The organism is Bradyrhizobium sp. USDA 4474, from assembly GCF_054057515.1.
Window position 1 is genome coordinate 93258 of record NZ_JBSRZJ010000002.1, and the last position, 16839, is coordinate 110096.

Annotated in this window: 14 protein-coding genes and 1 pseudogene; 9 read left to right on the plus strand and 6 right to left on the minus strand. The window is 64.7% G+C overall.

Features of this window, described 5'->3' with window-relative positions; translation table 11 throughout:
* The first annotated feature begins 180 nt into the window (after positions 1–180).
* The gene (locus tag ACVW16_RS02110; protein WP_456703761.1) at positions 181–615 is read left to right on the plus strand and encodes a hypothetical protein; all 435 of its coding nucleotides are present in this window, start codon (positions 181–183) and stop codon (positions 613–615) included.
* Positions 616–625: 10 nt separating this feature from the next.
* Here ACVW16_RS02110 and ACVW16_RS02115 read toward each other — a convergent pair whose 3' ends face one another.
* The 4 genes from ACVW16_RS02115 to ACVW16_RS02130 all read right to left on the minus strand — a co-directional run bounded on the left by ACVW16_RS02115 (position 626) and on the right by ACVW16_RS02130 (position 5433).
* On the minus strand, positions 626–2911 hold the full coding sequence (locus ACVW16_RS02115; RefSeq protein WP_456735264.1) for a ComEC/Rec2 family competence protein: 2286 nt from the start codon (positions 2909–2911) through the stop codon (positions 626–628).
* A 96-nt stretch (positions 2912–3007) separates the two neighbouring features.
* On the minus strand, positions 3008–3241 hold the full coding sequence (locus tag ACVW16_RS02120; protein WP_092229500.1) for a DUF2171 domain-containing protein: 234 nt from the start codon (positions 3239–3241) through the stop codon (positions 3008–3010).
* A gap of 89 nt (positions 3242–3330) precedes the next feature.
* Complete coding sequence (locus tag ACVW16_RS02125; protein ID WP_456735265.1) at positions 3331–3717, minus strand: nuclear transport factor 2 family protein; 387 nt, start codon at positions 3715–3717, stop codon at positions 3331–3333.
* Between the two features lie 36 nt (positions 3718–3753).
* On the minus strand, positions 3754–5433 hold the full coding sequence (locus tag ACVW16_RS02130) for a glutamine--tRNA ligase/YqeY domain fusion protein (protein ID WP_456735266.1): 1680 nt from the start codon (positions 5431–5433) through the stop codon (positions 3754–3756).
* Between the two features lie 142 nt (positions 5434–5575).
* Here ACVW16_RS02130 and gltX point away from each other — a divergent pair, with 142 nt between their 5' ends.
* The 8 genes and pseudogenes from gltX (at position 5576) to ACVW16_RS02170 (ending at position 14802) form a co-directional block, all read left to right on the plus strand.
* Positions 5576–7015 (plus strand): glutamate--tRNA ligase, encoded by a 1440-nt coding sequence (gene gltX, locus ACVW16_RS02135; RefSeq protein ID WP_456735267.1) that lies wholly within the window; start codon positions 5576–5578, stop codon positions 7013–7015.
* Positions 7016–7157: 142 nt separating this feature from the next.
* Positions 7158–8462: a citrate synthase gene (gene gltA, locus ACVW16_RS02140; RefSeq protein ID WP_456703766.1), complete on the plus strand. Its 1305-nt coding sequence runs from the start codon at positions 7158–7160 to the stop codon at positions 8460–8462.
* A gap of 125 nt (positions 8463–8587) precedes the next feature.
* Positions 8588–9767: pseudogene (locus ACVW16_RS02145) on the plus strand (ROK family transcriptional regulator).
* Between the two features lie 82 nt (positions 9768–9849).
* Positions 9850–11136, plus strand: coding sequence for an ABC transporter substrate-binding protein (locus ACVW16_RS02150; RefSeq protein ID WP_456703768.1), 1287 nt, complete (start codon positions 9850–9852; stop codon positions 11134–11136).
* A 50-nt stretch (positions 11137–11186) separates the two neighbouring features.
* Positions 11187–12062, plus strand: coding sequence for a carbohydrate ABC transporter permease (locus ACVW16_RS02155; protein ID WP_456738175.1), 876 nt, complete (start codon positions 11187–11189; stop codon positions 12060–12062).
* Positions 12055–12912: a carbohydrate ABC transporter permease gene (locus ACVW16_RS02160; RefSeq protein WP_456735269.1), complete on the plus strand. Its 858-nt coding sequence runs from the start codon at positions 12055–12057 to the stop codon at positions 12910–12912. The genes ACVW16_RS02155 and ACVW16_RS02160 overlap by 8 nt, the downstream gene beginning before the upstream one ends.
* 10 nt (positions 12913–12922) lie before the next feature.
* A complete protein-coding gene (locus ACVW16_RS02165; protein WP_456735270.1) occupies positions 12923–14038 on the plus strand; it encodes an ABC transporter ATP-binding protein in 1116 nt (371 codons plus the stop codon).
* Complete coding sequence (locus ACVW16_RS02170; protein WP_456735271.1) at positions 14035–14802, plus strand: SDR family NAD(P)-dependent oxidoreductase; 768 nt, start codon at positions 14035–14037, stop codon at positions 14800–14802. Before ACVW16_RS02165 ends, ACVW16_RS02170 begins: the two co-directional genes overlap by 4 nt.
* Here ACVW16_RS02170 and lpxB read toward each other — a convergent pair.
* Positions 14799–15974 carry a lipid-A-disaccharide synthase gene (gene lpxB / locus ACVW16_RS02175; RefSeq protein ID WP_456735272.1) on the minus strand — a complete coding sequence of 392 codons (1176 nt, stop codon included), beginning with the start codon at positions 15972–15974 and terminating at the stop codon, positions 14799–14801. The two genes, ACVW16_RS02170 and lpxB, sit on opposite strands and share 4 nt — an antisense overlap.
* Complete coding sequence (locus ACVW16_RS02180; protein WP_456738176.1) at positions 15971–16828, minus strand: LpxI family protein; 858 nt, start codon at positions 16826–16828, stop codon at positions 15971–15973. The genes lpxB and ACVW16_RS02180 overlap by 4 nt, the downstream gene beginning before the upstream one ends.
* Between the last annotated feature and the right edge of the window lie 11 nt (positions 16829–16839).

The window sequence follows — 16839 nt, forward strand, 5'->3', positions numbered from 1 at the left end:
CAAATGCACGGAGGCAAGCTTTGTTCCCAGCCGTTCGGGAAAGATAATGTGATTGCGGCTCGCGGATCGGAGCCGCAGATTTGCCTACAACCAAGCAGAGTCTTGCAGGCTTCAACTCTGATAGAGGCCGGCGCCTCCAGGACAGAGGCGCGGGTTGCTATCCCCGATGAGGAGCACCCGATGTGTGACTATAGCTTGCATGCCGTCGCGACGCGTCCCGCAGAAGTCGGCGAGACGATCGTCACGACAACGTTCCGCGGCACCTCGACGCGCGGCTTCGCCTCTGAAGCCGACATGTCGGTCGCGGTCTGCCTGCTTCCGGGAACGGAGCTCGCCTTCGCCGACAACGTCCGCTACGACAACAGGTGGATCTGGACCCGCACCATCAATTCCCGCGTAGGCAAGTTCGGCAAGGTTGATCCGCACATTCCCGATCGCCATCACGACGCGATCGAATTCCCCGATGGCAAATACGTGCTGGTGACGCAGCTCGTCGAAGGCCAGCGCGCAACCGTGCTGCAACTGCCCGTGACCCAGCCGCTCGGCGAGCGCGAGCACAAGCCGCAAGTGGCCGCCGACAGTCGCACGACGCCGCCACGCCTGCCGATCGGCTGAAGCGTCGATTCTAGTCCTCGGCCTGAAGGTCGGCCTCCGACGGCGTTGCGTCTTTGGTCCGCGGAGCTGCCGACCGTGGCTTGAGGGTTTGGCCGAAATCTGCATCGCCGGGCGCCACCGGCGACCAGGAGCGGTTTGCGCCCCTCGCTCTCACCGGCTGAACCGCAAAACCGTCACCGCGCTGTGTCAGCGCAAGCGCGCCCTGGCTCGCCAGACGCGGCCGATCGATCACCATTGCAGCGCAATCGGGCGGCGCAGGCCTCGCCGTCACCACCAGCGCTGCGCGGCTGCAATCGTCGGCCAGCGCGTCGATGCGCAGCGCCAGCGCAATCATGCGGCCGTCGGCAAGCGGCGTCACGCAGCCGGCATCGTCGCACGACACGCCGTCGCCGAGCGAAGCGCTGGCGGCATCGCGCGGGTCGGCGTCCGCCGCGAGCCACTCCTTGAGAAGGAAATTGTCCTTCTTCGTCCTGATCAGATGCAGCTGCCCATCCTTGCCGCGCACCGCGACGTTCTGGCCGTCGGCGGCAATGAGAATGTCGGGTTGCCGCACCGACAAGGCCCAGATCGTTGCGACCGCAAGCACGATCGCACCCGACCAGCGCAGCGGCGTGCGCAACAGCCCCATCAGGACAAGCCCCAGGCTCGCCGTCACCAGCGGCGCGGTGCCGAAGGCGCCGACATGGCCGATAGCCCCTGGCAATGCCGCCACCCAGCGGGTGACCACAATCATCCAGTCGATGCCGATCCCCATCAGCCACCAGAACACGCCGTCCAGCCCGAACGGAGCCGCGAGCAGTCCCAACAGCCCGGCCGGCATCACCAGCGCCGAGACGACGGGCATCGCACCGAGATTGGCGAGCACGCCGTAGGGCGTGACGCGGTGAAAATGGAAGGCGGCATAGGGCGTGGTCGCAAGCCCCGCGATCATGGAAGCCATGAACAGCATCGCGATCTCGCGGCCGCCCCACAGCGCAATCCGCGCCGTCGTCGAATGATCGGGCGAGGCAAGCAGGTTCGGCATCCCGATCTGCACCATTGCCACCAGCCCGAGCGTCGCCGCAAACGACATTTGGAAGCTCGGATGCACCAGCGCTTCCGGCGCAACCGCGAGCACGATCAGCGCCGCCACCGCCAGCGTGCGGAACGTGATCGCGCGACGGTCGACGATCACGGCAATCAGCACCACCGCGGTCATGAAGAACGATCGCTGGGTTGCGACCTCCGCGCCCGAGAGCAGCAGATAGAATGCGGAGGCCACCAGCGCCGCGGCCGCCGACCATTTCTTGATTGCGAATCCGGCCGCCAGCCCGGGGATCAGCGCCAACAGCGCGCGGACCGCGAAGAAGACGACTCCAGCGACGACCGCCATGTGGTAGCCGGAGATCGACAGCACGTGGCCAAGCCCCGAGACGAACATCGCATCGTTGACGGGCGTGGTGATCGCATCGCGGCGGCCGGTCAAAAGCGCGGTCGCGATTGCGCGGTTGTCGCCGTCGAGCACGGCGCGGATCCGCGCGTCGATCGCATCGCGCAGGCCCTGCATGAGCGCAGCATAGCGCAACTGCAATCCGCCTGACACCGGCGGCGTCACCGTCGTGATCGCCCCCATCGCGAAACCGGACGCGCCGATGCCCTGGAAGAACATGTCGCGCGAGAAATCGTAGCTGCCCGGCCGCAACGGCGACAGCGGCGGCATCAACCGGGCCTTCAACTGCACGAAGCTGCCGACATCGGGCGCCGTCCCCTTGCGCACGGAGAGGCGGACGCGCTCGAGCTTGACGTCGCCGCGCTGCGCCTCCATCGCGGTGACGCGCAGCACGAACCGGTCGGTGCGTTCGCGAATGTCGCGGGTCTCGACGAAGCCCGACAGCGACACGGAATAAAGCGGCTTTGCGAGCACGGCGTGGGCGATGCTTGCTGTCCTCCACGTCGCCGCAGCAAGACCGGCCGCAACCGCCGCGATCATGATCGCGGGTGCAAACCACCGGCTCCGCCGCAACAGAACCGCGCCAAGCGTCGACGCGCCCGCCGTCGCGACCGTCACCCAGAGCACCGGCTCATGGTCGGCGGCGAAGTACAGCGCGATGCCGCAGCCGAAGGCGATGGGGACCCATGGGAACAGTCGTCCAGCGCCGGCCTCGGCCTTCGCCCAATCACCCAGCTTTCCGGCGATCGACGACCAGACGCCGAAGCCTGCCGGCACAAAGCCGCCGGCCGACGCTGTTCGGCCGCTGCCGGGCCAGGTCCCGGCCATACCTTGCGAGGCACGTTGTGGCCGGCCCGGCTCCGCCATCCCTCAGCAACCCTGCGCTACGCTACTGCACGGAAGCTACCGGAACGTGCGGCGGCACGGATAGCGGCACAAATCGGGAACGAAGAGGCTTCCGCCCTACTTTTCCTCTTCCATCGTCACGGCGACATCGGCCTTGGCGGACAGCCGAACCTTGTTGCCCTCGACATCGGCAACCAGGCCCTTGTCGATGAAATGGTGGTGGCCCTTGTGGCTGCCCTCGCCGCTGTCCTTTTTGGTCAGCTTGATGCGATTGCCTTCGACCTTGTCGACCGTGCCGATATGGACACCGTCGGCGCCGATGACTTCCATATGCTCAGCGATGTTCTGCATGGTGGGATGCTCCTGTGGATCCACCTCAACCCGGCGCCCGCGCATTCGTTTCCAGCGCCGGAATGACGATGCCGTGCGCGGCGCGCCTGTCAGATCAACGGCGCCTTCGCCGAGGCGTGGTGATTGACGATCTTCCAGTCGCCGTCTTCGCGAATGATGACCCAGCTCATCTTGACGACGAGGTCAGGCCGTTCGCCCGCCAGGTCGAACGTGATGGTCGCGCCCATGTTGATCGTATCGGGCCCTGCCTGCGCCGCCTGCACCTCGGAGAACGCCGCGCTCGGCCTGCGCCAGCGCGGCAGGCCGTTGAAGTAATCGGCCACGCCATTCCTGCCCCGATAGAGCTTCGGGTTGGAGCCGAAGAAGAATGCGTTCTTTGAATAAAGCGACGACAGCGCAACCGCATCGAGGGTCGCGAAGCCGGCGCACCATTTCGCGATGATCGCGGAAACGGCGGCGTCGGCTGCACTGCACATCTTGCGTCCCTCAGCCCTTTGCCTCAGCCATTTGCCTCAGCCCTTGCCGACTTCCTTGGCGAACGTATCGCGCAAGCCAATGGTGCGTGAGAACACCGGCTTGCCGGGCGTGGAGTCCTTGTCGCGCACGAAATAGCCCTGGCGCTCGAACTGCATCGGTTCGATCGAATTGCTTTCCGCGACCGATGCCTCGATCCGGGCGTCGGAGAGGATCTCCAGCGATTGCGGGTTGAGGTCAGCGGCGAAGTTCGAGGCATCCGGGCTCGGGTTGGCGAAGAGCTGGTTGTAGATGCGGATCTCCGCAGGGACAGACGTTGCGGCCGGCAGCCAGTGCATGGTCGCCTTGACCTTGCGGCCGTCAGGCGCGTTGCCGCCCTTGGTCGCGGGATCGTAGGTGCAGCGCAGCTCCACCACCTCGCCCTTGTCGTTCTTGATCACGCCGGTGCACTTGACGAAATAGGCATAGCGCAGCCGCACCTCGTTGCCCGGCGACAAGCGGAAGAACTTCTTCGGCGGGTTCTCCATGAAGTCGTCCTGCTCGATATAGAGCTCGCGGCCGAACGTGATCTTGCGCGTGCCGGCGCTGGGATCGTCCGGGTGGTTGATCGCCTCGAGTTCCTCGCTCTGCCCTTCCGGATAGTTCTCGATGACGACCTTCAGCGGCCGCAGCACGCCCATGCGGCGCTGCGCGGTGCGGTTCAGCTCCTCGCGGATGCAGAATTCCAGCATGCCGACGTCGACCACGCTGTTGGCCTTGGCCACACCGATGCGCTTGACGAATTCACGCAACGCCGCCGGCGGCACGCCGCGGCGGCGCATGCCCGCGATGGTCGGCATCCGCGGATCGTCCCAGCCCGCGACATGGCCGTCGCGGACAAGCTGGGTCAGCACCCGCTTCGACAGCAGCGTGTAGGTCAGATTGAGCCGCGCCATTTCGTACTGATGCGGCCTGGACGGCACCGGCAATCTCTCAATGAACCAGTCATAGAGCGGCCGGTGGTCCTCGAACTCCAGGGTGCAGATCGAGTGCGTGATGCCCTCGATCGCATCCGACTGGCCGTGCGCGTAGTCGTAGCTCGGATAGATGTGCCATTTGGTGCCGGTGCGCGGATGGTGCGCATGCAGGATGCGGTAGAGCACGGGGTCGCGCAGGTTGATGTTGCCGGCGGACATGTCGATCTTGGCCCGGAGCACGCGCGCGCCGTTCGGGAATTCGCCCGCCTTCATGCGACGGAACAGGTCGAGGTTCTCCTCCACGCCGCGGTCGCGAAACGGCGAGTTCTTGCCGGGTTCGGTCAGCGTGCCGCGCGACAGCCGGATCTCTTCCTGGGACTGATCGTCGACATAGGCGAGCCCGTCGCGGATCAGCTGCTCCGCCCATTCGTACAGGCGGTCGAAATAATCAGAGGCATAGAACAGGTTCTTGCCCCAGTCGTAGCCCAGCCAGTGCACGTCGGCCTGGATGGAATCGATATATTCCTGCTCTTCCTTGACCGGATTGGTGTCGTCGAAGCGCAGATGACAGCGGCCTGGAAATTCCTGGGCGATGCCGAAATTGAGGGCGATCGACTTGGCGTGGCCGATATGCAGGTAGCCATTCGGCTCCGGCGGGAACCGGGTCACGATCTCCTTGTACTTGGCCTGATCGAGGTCGGCCTGGATGATGTCACGAATGAAATCGCGCCCAATCTCAGTCGTCACCGGTTCTGTGCTCATCCTGCAATCCTGTCGGGAAGTCAGCGGCCCTTCTGCCAAATTCGCGTGGCTGAGCCAAGGCCTCAGGGGATCCGCCGTTGGGCTTTAGTTATGCTCCGGTCCTGATATATACCACCGCTTCAATGCATAGGCCCTGCCAAGAATGACCGATTCCGTCGTCACGCGCTTTGCGCCCTCTCCAACCGGCTTCCTCCATATCGGAGGCGCTCGCACGGCGCTGTTCAACTGGCTCTATGCGAAGAAGCACGGCGGCAAGATGCTGCTCCGGATCGAGGATACCGACCGGGAGCGCTCTACCGAGGCCGCGATCGGCGCGATCCTGGACGGGCTGAAATGGCTGGAGCTCGGCTGGGATGGCGACGTCATCTATCAGTTCAGCCGCGCCGCCCGTCACCGCGAGGTGGCCGAGCAGCTGCTCGCCGACGGCAAGGCCTACCGCTGCTACGCCACTGCCGAGGAGCTCACCGCCATGCGCGAGAAGGCGCGCAGCGAGGGCCGCACTCGCCTCTATGACGGCATGTGGCGCGACCGCGATCCGGCAACCGCCCCTGTTGACGTCAAGCCGACCATCCGCCTCCGGGCGCCGCAGACCGGCGAGACCGTGATCGAGGATCAGGTCCAGGGCCGCGTGGTCTGGCAGAACGAGAACCTCGATGACCTCGTCCTGCTGCGCGGCGATGGCAACCCGACCTACATGCTCGCGGTGGTCGTGGACGACCACGACATGGGCGTCACCCACGTCATCCGCGGCGACGACCATCTGATCAACGCCGCCCGCCAGAAGCAGATCTATGACGCAATGGGCTGGGCACTGCCGAACATGTCGCATATCCCGCTCATCCACGGTCCTGACGGCTCGAAGCTGTCCAAGCGCCACGGCGCGCTCGGCGTCGATGCCTACCGCGCCATGGGTTACCTTCCGGCCGCGCTGCGCAACTATCTCGTTCGGCTCGGCTGGAGCCATGGCGACCAGGAGATCTTCTCGACGGAGGAGATGATCGCGGCCTTCGATCTCGCCAGCGTCGGCCGCGCCGCCGCCCGCTTCGACTTCGCCAAGCTGGAAAACCTCAACGGCCATTATATCCGCCACTCCGACGATCAATCACTCGTGAAGATGTTCGAGGACGTGCTCGATCACGTCGTGCCCGCCCGCACCGAGATCAAGGCCAAGTTGAACGACACCACGCGCGCCCAGCTGCTGAAGGCCATGCCGGCCCTGAAGGAGCGCGCCAAGACGCTGATCGAGCTGATCGATGCCGCCTATTTCATCTTCGCCGACCGGCCGCTGCAGCTCGATCCCAAAGCGGCGGCCCTGCTGACGCCCGAGAACCGCAAGCTGCTCGGGCAGCTTCATTCCGCGCTGGAGAATGTGGAGACGTGGAGCGGCACCAGCACGGAAGCTGCGCTGCGCGCTTTTGCCGAGGAAAATAGTCTCAAGCTCGGCGCAGTCGCCCAGCCCTTGCGGGCGGCACTGACCGGCCGCACCACGTCGCCTGGCATATTTGAGGTTTTGGACGTGCTGGGACGCCAGGAAAGCCTGGGCCGGCTCGAGGATCAGTCCAAAGCCCCGACTACGACGTAAGTAGGCCATGGCTGCCATGATCTTGCAGCGCACACAGCAATAATATACCCATCTTCCCGTACATTCTGGAACATCCGGCCTGCCCCATCTTCGCCTGGGGCCTCCGGGACTGGCCCGTTTCACCACACATCGGGGACCTCTGATGGACGCAAAACCAAGCAACAAGACCGCCACGCTGACGGTCGGAAACAAGAATTACGATCTTCCGATCTATAGCGGCAGCGTCGGACCTGATGTCGTCGATATCGGCAAGCTGTACGGCCAGTCCGGCCTGTTCACCTACGATCCGGGCTTCACCTCGACCGCGAGCTGCCAGTCCAAGATCACCTATATCGACGGTGACGCGGGCGTTCTGGAATATCGCGGCTACCCGATCGAACAACTCGCCGAAAACGGCGACTTCCTCGAGACCTGCTATCTCCTGCTGTTCGGGGAGCTGCCGACCGCCGAGCAGAAGAAGGACTTCGACTATCGCGTCATCCATCACACGATGGTGCACGAGCAGATGGCCCGCTTCTTCCAGGGCTTCCGGCGCGATGCTCATCCGATGGCCGTTATGGTGGCCTCCGTCGGCGCGCTCGCCGCCTTCTACCACGACAGCACCGACATCAATGATCCCAACCAGCGCATGATCGCTTCCATGCGCATGATCGCGAAGATCCCCACGCTGGCCGCGATGGCCTACAAATACACGGTCGGCCAGCCCTTCGTGTATCCGAAGAACTCGCTCAGTTTTGCCGAGAACTTCCTCAACATGTGCTTCGCCGTGCCGTGCGAGGAGTACAAGATCAACCCGGTGCTCGCCGATGCGCTGGACAAGATCTTCATCCTGCATGCCGACCACGAGCAGAACGCCTCGACCTCGACGGTGCGTATCGCCGGCTCCTCCGGCGCCAACCCGTTCGCCTGCATCGCCGCCGGCATCGCCTGCCTCTGGGGCCCGGCGCATGGCGGCGCCAACGAAGCTGCGCTGGCGATGCTCGCCGAGATCGGCACCGTGGACAAGATCCCCGAGTTCATCGCCAAGGTGAAGGACAAGAACTCCGAAGTCCGCCTGATGGGCTTCGGTCACCGCGTCTACAAGAATTACGACCCGCGCGCCAAGATCATGCAGAAGATGTGTCACGCCGTGCTCAAGGAGACCGGCCATGGCGACGATCCGATGCTTAAGGTGGCGCTCGAGCTCGAGAAGATCGCGCTCAGCGATCAGTACTTCATCGACCGCAAGCTCTACCCGAACGTCGACTTCTATTCGGGCATCACGCTGAAGGCGATGGGCTTCCCGGTCTCGATGTTCACCGTCCTGTTCGCGGTCGCCCGCACCGTCGGCTGGATCAGCCAGTGGAGCGAGATGATCGAGGACCCGCAGCAGAAGATCGGCCGTCCGCGCCAGCTCTACACCGGCGTCACCAAGCGCGACTACGTTGCGATGAAGGATCGCAAGTAAGTTTGGACTCAAGTCCCGATGCAGCGGCGCCATCGCAAGATGGCGCCGTTTTTGTTTGGGCACGCACTTGACAGTGGAAGCGCTCCGCGCGCAAATTCTTACACTAAGTAAGAATGACGACAGGGATGGAAATGCCGGAGCAGCCGAGAAGTCGGCGGCAGACGCGCGCTGCCATTTTAACGCATTTGCTTCAGTCCGGCGGTTCGTTCCGGCCGCCGCTGGCGAAGGCCGCACGCCTGTCCGAAGCGAGCCTGTCGCGCATCCTGTTTGACCTGAAGGCCGAAGGCCTGATCGAGGAAGTGCGTCGCCCTGCCCCCTATGTCGGCGGCCCGACGGGTCTGGTGTCGCTCGATCGCACGGTGGCGCTCGCGGCCCTCGAGCTCACCGAACGCTGGCTCAGCGTCGGGGTTGGCGACCTGTCAGGCAGGCTGCAGTACAGCGAGCGTGTGCCGCTGCCGAACAAGCCCACCGCCGAATCCGTCGGCCGGGTCTATCGCGAGGCGTTGACCTTGCTGCGCGACTGGACGCGACGGCACCGCATCGAACTCGCACAGATCGGCGTCACCGTTCCCGGCCTTGGCCGGCTCAGTGAGTTCGGCAACCCCATCATTCCCTGCGACATCGAACAGATCGGCGGCATGTTCGACGAATTGTTCGCAGGCGTGCCTGTCACCTTCACCAATTCGGTGGTGGCGCACGCCACCTTTCATCGTTATCGCACGGAAAATTATCCGTTCGGCGATGCGCATCTGTTCGTCTTCGTCGGTCAGGGCGTCGCGGGCGCCTGGGGTGGATGATCCGATCGAGGACGACGCGCTCGATCCGATCGAGCTCGGCCACATGGTCTTCGGAACCGATGGACCGCTTTGCCGCTGCGGACATCACGGCTGCGTCGAAGCCTACACGTCGCTGCCGGCGCTGGCCGAGCTGCTCGGCCTGACTGAAGCCGAACTGCTCGCGCTCGGCAACGACTGGATGACCGAGATTCCACTTTCGCCGCGCGTGCGCCAGGAGCTGCGCCGAAGGCTGTTCCGGCTGGGGCTTGCGATCGGCAACACGCTCAACGTCAAACCCTGTCGCGGCGTCGCGATCAGCGGATGGCCCTCTCTGCTCGACGAGGACGATCGCAAGGCCGTGGTCGACGGGATCGATGCCTGCCTGCTCGGCGGCCGGAAACTGGCGCAGGTTTCGCTCGCCTTCGTCCCGCCCTCGAACGGCAACGATCCGCAGGCAGCGCTCGCCTTCGCCGCCTTCTGCCTCGCGAGATCTGGCGGCATGCCGAGCGCATCGACGGAGGCTGCCTGACATGACCTGAGCCGCGTGCGGCTCGCGCACGCCAAGACCAGCGCAAAAAGGCGCAAAAACCTCACACCCGGGAGAAACTGCCATGCCGATCACAACAACAAGGCGTCGTCTGCTCGCTGGATCCGCTGCCGCCCTCGCGCTGCCGGCCTTTGCCCGCGCACAAGGCGCGGTCAAGCCTCGCCTCACCGCAATCTCGCAATGGTCCGCAGGCAGCGACGGTGCTGCGATCACGGCGCTCGGCAAGAAATTCGAGGAAAAAGGCGGCATTTGGCAGCACTCGCCGGTCCCCGGTTTCACCACGGACATGATGAACAAGCTGCGTGCGCAGATCATCGCCGGCGATCCACCGGCCTGCTCGCAGCTCAAGGGCCCCGAGATCGCCGCCTGGTCGAAGATTGCTCCGACCGTCGATCTTGACGCCGTGGTCGCGGCTGCCGGCTACGAGAAGGTCGTCGCGCCGGATCTTGCCAAACTGCACAAGCCGGCAGGCAAATGGATCGCGCTGCCGTTGCAGATCTACAGCACCAACATGCTGTTTCTCTCCAAGCGCGGGATGGACAAGGCCAAGGCCGACAAGGTCCCCGTCACCTGGGCTGACTTCAACGACCTCGCCGAGAAAATGAAATCGGCCGGAATGACCTACCCCATCGCCAACGGCGGTACCCGCGCCGACGATGGGCAGAAATTCGAGGCGTCACTGGCCGGCATCAGCCCGACCGCATACCGCGCCGCCTGCATGAATCTCGACAAGAAGGCGCTGGAGGGCCCTGAGATGAAGGCGGCGTTCGCGCAGACGCGCAAGATCTCCGACTGGTGTGACCCCAACGTCGGGGTCCAACCCTATGCCAACAATTTGAAGCGCTTCGTCGACGGCGACATGGGCATGCTGATCATGGGCGGCTGGGCGCAGGGCGTGTTGAAAAACGCCGGCTTCAAGTTCGACGACTACGTCATCACCCCCGGCCCCAGCGACAACGGCAAGCCCGTCTTCCTCTTGAATGCCGATGCCTTCATCTTCTGGCAACGCAAGGAGGCCGATCTCCAGGCCGGGCAGATGTTGATGGCACAGCTCGTGATGGATCCGGCCATCCAGACCATGTATTCGCAGATCACGGGATCGATCCCCGTGCGCACCGATGTCGACCTGTCCGGCGAAGGCTGGTCGGATGGTCAACGGACAACCGCGGCCGCACTGAAGAATGCCATGGGCAACAACCAGGCCGTCCTGAGTCTCGCGCACAACATGGCCCAGGAAAACGGCCTGACCGCCGCGATGATCGACGTCATCACCGAATATGTGAAGAACAAGACGATCAAGCCGGACGAGGCCGTCAGCCGCCTCGCCGATGCCGTCGAGGGCGCACGTTGAGCGACGCCGTCTCGACAGCAACACGGCCGGGCCGGCCGGCGACCTCCGAGATGGTGCGCTGGCTGCCCGAATTTCTGATGATCTGGGTGCCGCTGCTGTTATCGGCAGCGCACCTCATCTCGTTTTCGATCTGGACCATCTGGATTTCGTTCACGCCCTCCACCCTTGTTCCCGTTACGGGCTGGGTCGGTCTGCGCAACTACAATTCGGTCCTGGCGTCGCGAAACTGGCAGATCGCCTTCGACAATCTGCTGCTGTTCGGCATCGCTTTCGTGCTGCTCAGTTTGACGACCGGCCTCCTGCTCGCGATCCTGCTCGATCAGCGCATTCGCGGCGAGAACGTGCTGCGGACCATCTTCCTGTATCCGCTGGCCGTGTCCTTCGTCGTGACAGGCACGGTATGGAGCTGGCTGCTCAATCCCGGCATCGGCATCGAGAAGCTTGCCCATGATCTCGGCTGGAGCTCCTTCCACTTTGACTGGCTGGTCAACCGCGACATGGCGATCTGGACCATTGTCATCGCGGCGGTCTGGCAATCCTCGGGCTTTGCCATGGCCCTCTTCCTGGCCGGCCTCCGCTCCGTCGATTCCGATATCATCAAGGCGGCACAGATCGACGGTGCCGGGCCTGTCAGAACCTATTGGCGCGTCATTCTGCCGACGCTTTGGCCGATCACCGTCACGGTCATTGTGGTCCAGCTGCAGTTTGCGATCTCGGCCTTCGACCTCGTGCGCGCACTCACCAATGGCGGACCGGGAATCGCGACCCAGCTGCCGGCCCTCGTCGTCTACGATTTGATGTTCCAACGCAGCCAGCTCGGCCGCGGTGCGGCAGCGGCGGTGCTGATGTTGCTCATCCTTCTTGCAGTGCTGCTGCCCTATGCGGCGTGGCGCTACCTCCGGCAACGGCGGGCTGCCCATGCGTGACCGAAGCTTCGCCCCAAGCCGGGCTCTGATCTATCTCGTCGTGACCTTGTTCGCGGCCGCCTATCTCGCGCCGCTGGTCGTCGTCGTCCTGAACTCGCTGCGGACCAACGAGGAGATTGCGCAGAGCTCGATGATTGGCTGGCCGCAACACTGGGCCTTTGGCAATTATGCCATGGCCTGGAGCGGCTTTTGCGTCGCAGAGACCTGCGCCGGCATCCGGCCGTACATGTTGAACTCGGCGCTCATAACGATCCCGGCGACGATCTTCTCGACCCTGCTCGGTGCTGTCGCCGGCTACGCGGTGTCGCTCTGGCGTTTTCGCGGCGATGCCTGGATCTACGGCATCGTCACCCTCGGCCTCTTCCTGCCCCAGCAGATGCGCCTGTTGCCCTGGACCATCGTGTTACGGGACATCGGGCTCATCAACACACTGTCGGGTCTCGTGCTGATCCACACGATCCAGGGGCTCTCCTTCACGGTGCTGTTCTGTCGAAACTATTATGTGGCGATCCCGCACGAGTTGATCAGGGCCGCACGCATCGATGGCGCCGGCTTCTTCCGCATCTTCTGGCGTATCATCCTGCCGCTCTCGGCACCCATCCTGATCGTCACCGTGATCTGGCAGTTCACCCATATCTGGAACGAATTCCTCTATGGCGTGACCTTCACGACCGGCCAACAGCAACCTGTGACGGCCGCGCTCATCGCACTGTCTACCCCAGTCGCAGATATCCCCAAGCAAGGTGTGCAGAGCGCCGCGGTGATCATCGCAGCCCTGCCGACTTTGCTGATCTATCTCTTCGGCGGCAGGTATTTCGTACGCGGCCTCACTGCCGGGGCCGTGAAATGATGGATGTGTCATGGCAGCACTGAGCATTCGCGCCCTGTCCAAGCGCTACGCCAATCTCGAGGTGCTCAAAGGCATCGACCTCGACATCGAGAGCGGCGAATTCACCGTGCTGGTCGGACCGTCCGGCTGCGGAAAATCCACGCTGCTCAACATCGTCGCCGGGCTCGATAACGCGAGCGACGGCACGATCGAGATTGGCGGGCGCGTGGTCAATGATGTCCCGCCCAAGGACCGCGATATCGCCATGGTGTTCCAGTCCTATGCGCTCTATCCGTCAATGACGGTGCGCCAGAACATCACTTTCGGCATGGAATGCCGAGGGGTCGCCAAGGCGGAGCAGGAAAAGGCGCTGGCGAGCGTGGCGAAGCTGCTCCAGATCGAACCGCTACTTGGCCGCAAGCCGTCGCAACTGTCCGGCGGCCAGCGCCAGCGCGTCGCGATGGGTCGCGCGCTGGTGCGAGATCCCCTGCTCTTCCTGTTCGACGAGCCGCTCTCCAACCTGGATGCCAAGTTGCGCGTCGAGATGCGCATGGAGATCAAGCGGCTGCACCAGCGCATCGGCGCCACCATCATCTATGTCACCCACGACCAGATCGAGGCAATGACGATGGCGACACGCATCGCCGTGATGCATCGCGGCGTGGTGCAGCAATTCGCCGATCCCGATACCGTGTACCGCTATCCGGCCAATCTGTTCGTCGCGCGTTTCATGGGCTCCCCGCCGATGAACACGATGCCGGCCCGGCTCGAGGCAGATAGCGGCGGGCCGGTGGTGGTGATCGGCGCCGGTCGGCCGGACGAGGTCCGTCTCCGCCTGCAAGGCTACGACGCGGCGCTGTCCTATGTCGGCCGCGAGGTGGTGCTCGGAATCAGGCCGGAATGCATCGCCGAAGGCGACCGGGTGTTCTCCGGCGCCGCCGGCGCGCCCGTCGTCCTCACCGCGCCGGTCGAGATGATCGAACCTACTGGTGCCGAGACCATCGTCCTGCTGCGGCTCGGCGGCGAGCCCGCGCAGGCGCGCATCTCGCCGGACATCCGCCCGACGCCGGGCGCTACGGCTTCCTTTGCGCTGGACACCCGCCGCATTTGCCTGTTCGACCCAGAGACGGAGCGACTGATCGCATGACCAAGACGAACTATGCCGACCTCGCGGAGCGCGTGGTGGTGATCACCGGAGGCGCCAGCGGCATTGGCGCTGCCTTCGTGCGCGCTTTCGCCGGCCAGGGTTCCCGCGTCGCCTTCCTCGACATCGACGCGCAGGCAGGCGAAGCATTGGCGCAGGAGGTGGCAAAGGATTCCGGTACGGCACCGCTGTTCGTGCCGTGCGACCTCATGGACATCGAAGCCTTGCGCGAGGCGTTGACGAAAGTCCACGCATCGCTCGGCGATGCCGCGATCCTCGTCAACAACGCCGCCAATGACCAGCGCCAGGTGTTGGCGGACGTGACACCGGCGGACTTCGACTGGATGATCGGCGTCAACCTCAAGCACGTGTTCTTTGCAGCACAGGCCGTGGTGCCGCAGATGCAGGCGCGCGGCGGCGGTTCGATCATCAACATGTCGTCGATCGCGTGGATGCGCGGTGCACCGGCGCTGCCGGTCTACGCGGCCGCCAAGGCGGCAATCGTCGGCTTCACCAATTCGCTCGGACGCCGCTTCGGCGCCGACCGCATCCGCGTCAACGCGATCGCGCCGGGGATGGTGATCACCGAGCGGCAGCGGAAGCTGTGGTATCCGGACGAGCGGCAGATCGTCGAGATGCGCGCACGCCAGGCCATTCCCGATGCGGTGACGCCAGAGGACATCGCAGACATGGCGCTGTACCTCGCCTCCGACGCGAGCCGACGCATCACGTGTCAATGTTTCCGGGTCGACGGCGGCCTCGCCTAGCGCCCTTTCCGCATCGTCGCGAGCACGATGTCGGCGGCGAGCACGCTCGGCGATTTGTTGCCCGTCGACATGATGGTGTCGAGTTGCGCGAACGCCTCGACCTGCTGCCTGCGCAACGGCGTATCCGTCAGCACCTCGGACAACGCGGCTGCGAGCTTCTCCGGCGTGCAGTCTTCCTGCAAATATTCGGGGATCACGTCCTTGCCGATCACGAGGTTGGCGAGGATCACCGACGAGACCTGGATTGCGCGGCGCAGGATGAAGGCCTCCATGGCGCCGACGCGATAGGCCGTCACCATTGGAATGCCTGACAGCGCGAGCTCCAGCGTCACGGTGCCTGACTTCGCCAGCGCGGCGCGCGCGATCCGGAATGCAGCACGCTTCTCGGTTTCGCCGACCGCGATCTGCGGCTTGACCGGCCAGTTCGCCACACCCTCGCGGATCGTGGCTTCGAGATGCGGCATGGTCGGCAACATCAATTCGAACGCAACGCCCGCGGCCTGCAGCCGGCCGAGTGCCCCGCCGAACACGTCGAGATGATGCCGGATCTCGCTGCGACGGCTGCCGGGCAGCACCAAAAGAACCGGCGGCTCGCTGTCACGGCGGCGCCGCTCCTCGGCGTCGGGCCGCAGCGACGGCAATTGCTCGATCAGGGGATGGCCGACATAGCTGCACGGCGGCCCCTTCAGCTTGCGGTACTCCTCCGGCTCGAACGGCAGCAGACCGAGCACGTGATCGACATAGCCGAGCATCGTGCGCGCCCGACCCGGCCGCCAGGCCCAGACTGAGGGCGAGACGTAATCGATCACAGGGATCGACGGGTTCTTTGCGCGCACGCGACGGGCAACACGATGGGTGAAGTCGGGACTGTCGATGATGACGAGGGCGTCGGGTGCGGCGTCCGTCACGGCATCCGTGGTCTCGCGGATCAGCCGCAGGATTTTCGGCAGCTGCTGCACGACCGCGGCGAGGCCGACGATCGAGAGCTCCTCGATGGGAAACAGCGTCTGGAGCCCTTCGCGCGCCATGGTGTGGCCGCCGACGCCTTCGAACTGGATTCCGTCGCCGAGGCGCTGACGCAGCACTTTCATCAGCGCCGAGCCGAGCCGGTCGCCGGATTCCTCCGTCGCGATGAGAAAGATCTTCCTGATGGGATCACGCGTCTGCATCACGCGGGCAGCCCGACGACGAAGAGATATTTGGCGTCGGCAAGCCCGATCATCGCCTGCGGCTCGGCGGCGATGGTGTTGCCGGCAATGACGGCGACACCGGCAAGGCCGGCCTTGGCGACCCCCTCGATCGTGCGCGGACCGATCGTCGGCAGATCGAAGCGCAGATCCTGCCCGCTCTTCGGCGCCTTCACCAGCACGCCGCGCCCCGCAGCCGCGCGGATGCGGCCCTCCTCGCGGAGCCGCGCCACGCGCACCAGCAGCGCATCGGTGCCCTCGATGTCCTCGACCGCCACCACATGGCCATCGATCACGACGGCGGCCTGGCCGATGTCGAACGGCCCAAGGGCGGTCAGCACCGCGCGCCCGCGTTCGATGTCGGCCTTGACGTTATCGGCCGGCCAGGCGCGCGTGATGCAGCCCTCGGGCATCAAGAGGTCGGGCGCAACGTCCTTGATGCCGACCATGCGAAAACCGTCCTGCTCGAGGATCCGCCCGACACCGGACAGCAGGTGATCGTCGCCGCCGCGGAAGGCGCGGATGACGTTGCCGAGCAATCGCAGCGTCTTGATGTCGAAGCGGATCTCGGAGAGCGAGGGGCGCACCAGCGTACCGATGAAGATCAGGTCGCGGCAGCCCTCCTCGCGGAACAACCGCATGGCGCGGCCGAGCTGGCCGACCGAAATCCAGCGGTGACGAAATTTCTCGACCTGCCTCGGGTCACAGGCGCCACGCAGGGGAAACAGGACCGGCGTGATGCCACGCGCGGCGAGCGACTCGGCGACTGCGAATGGCATGGCGCCACCGCCCGCGACCACGCCGACCGGTGAAGAAGTCTGTGAAGCCGCCGATTTCATGTCCGCGGCCA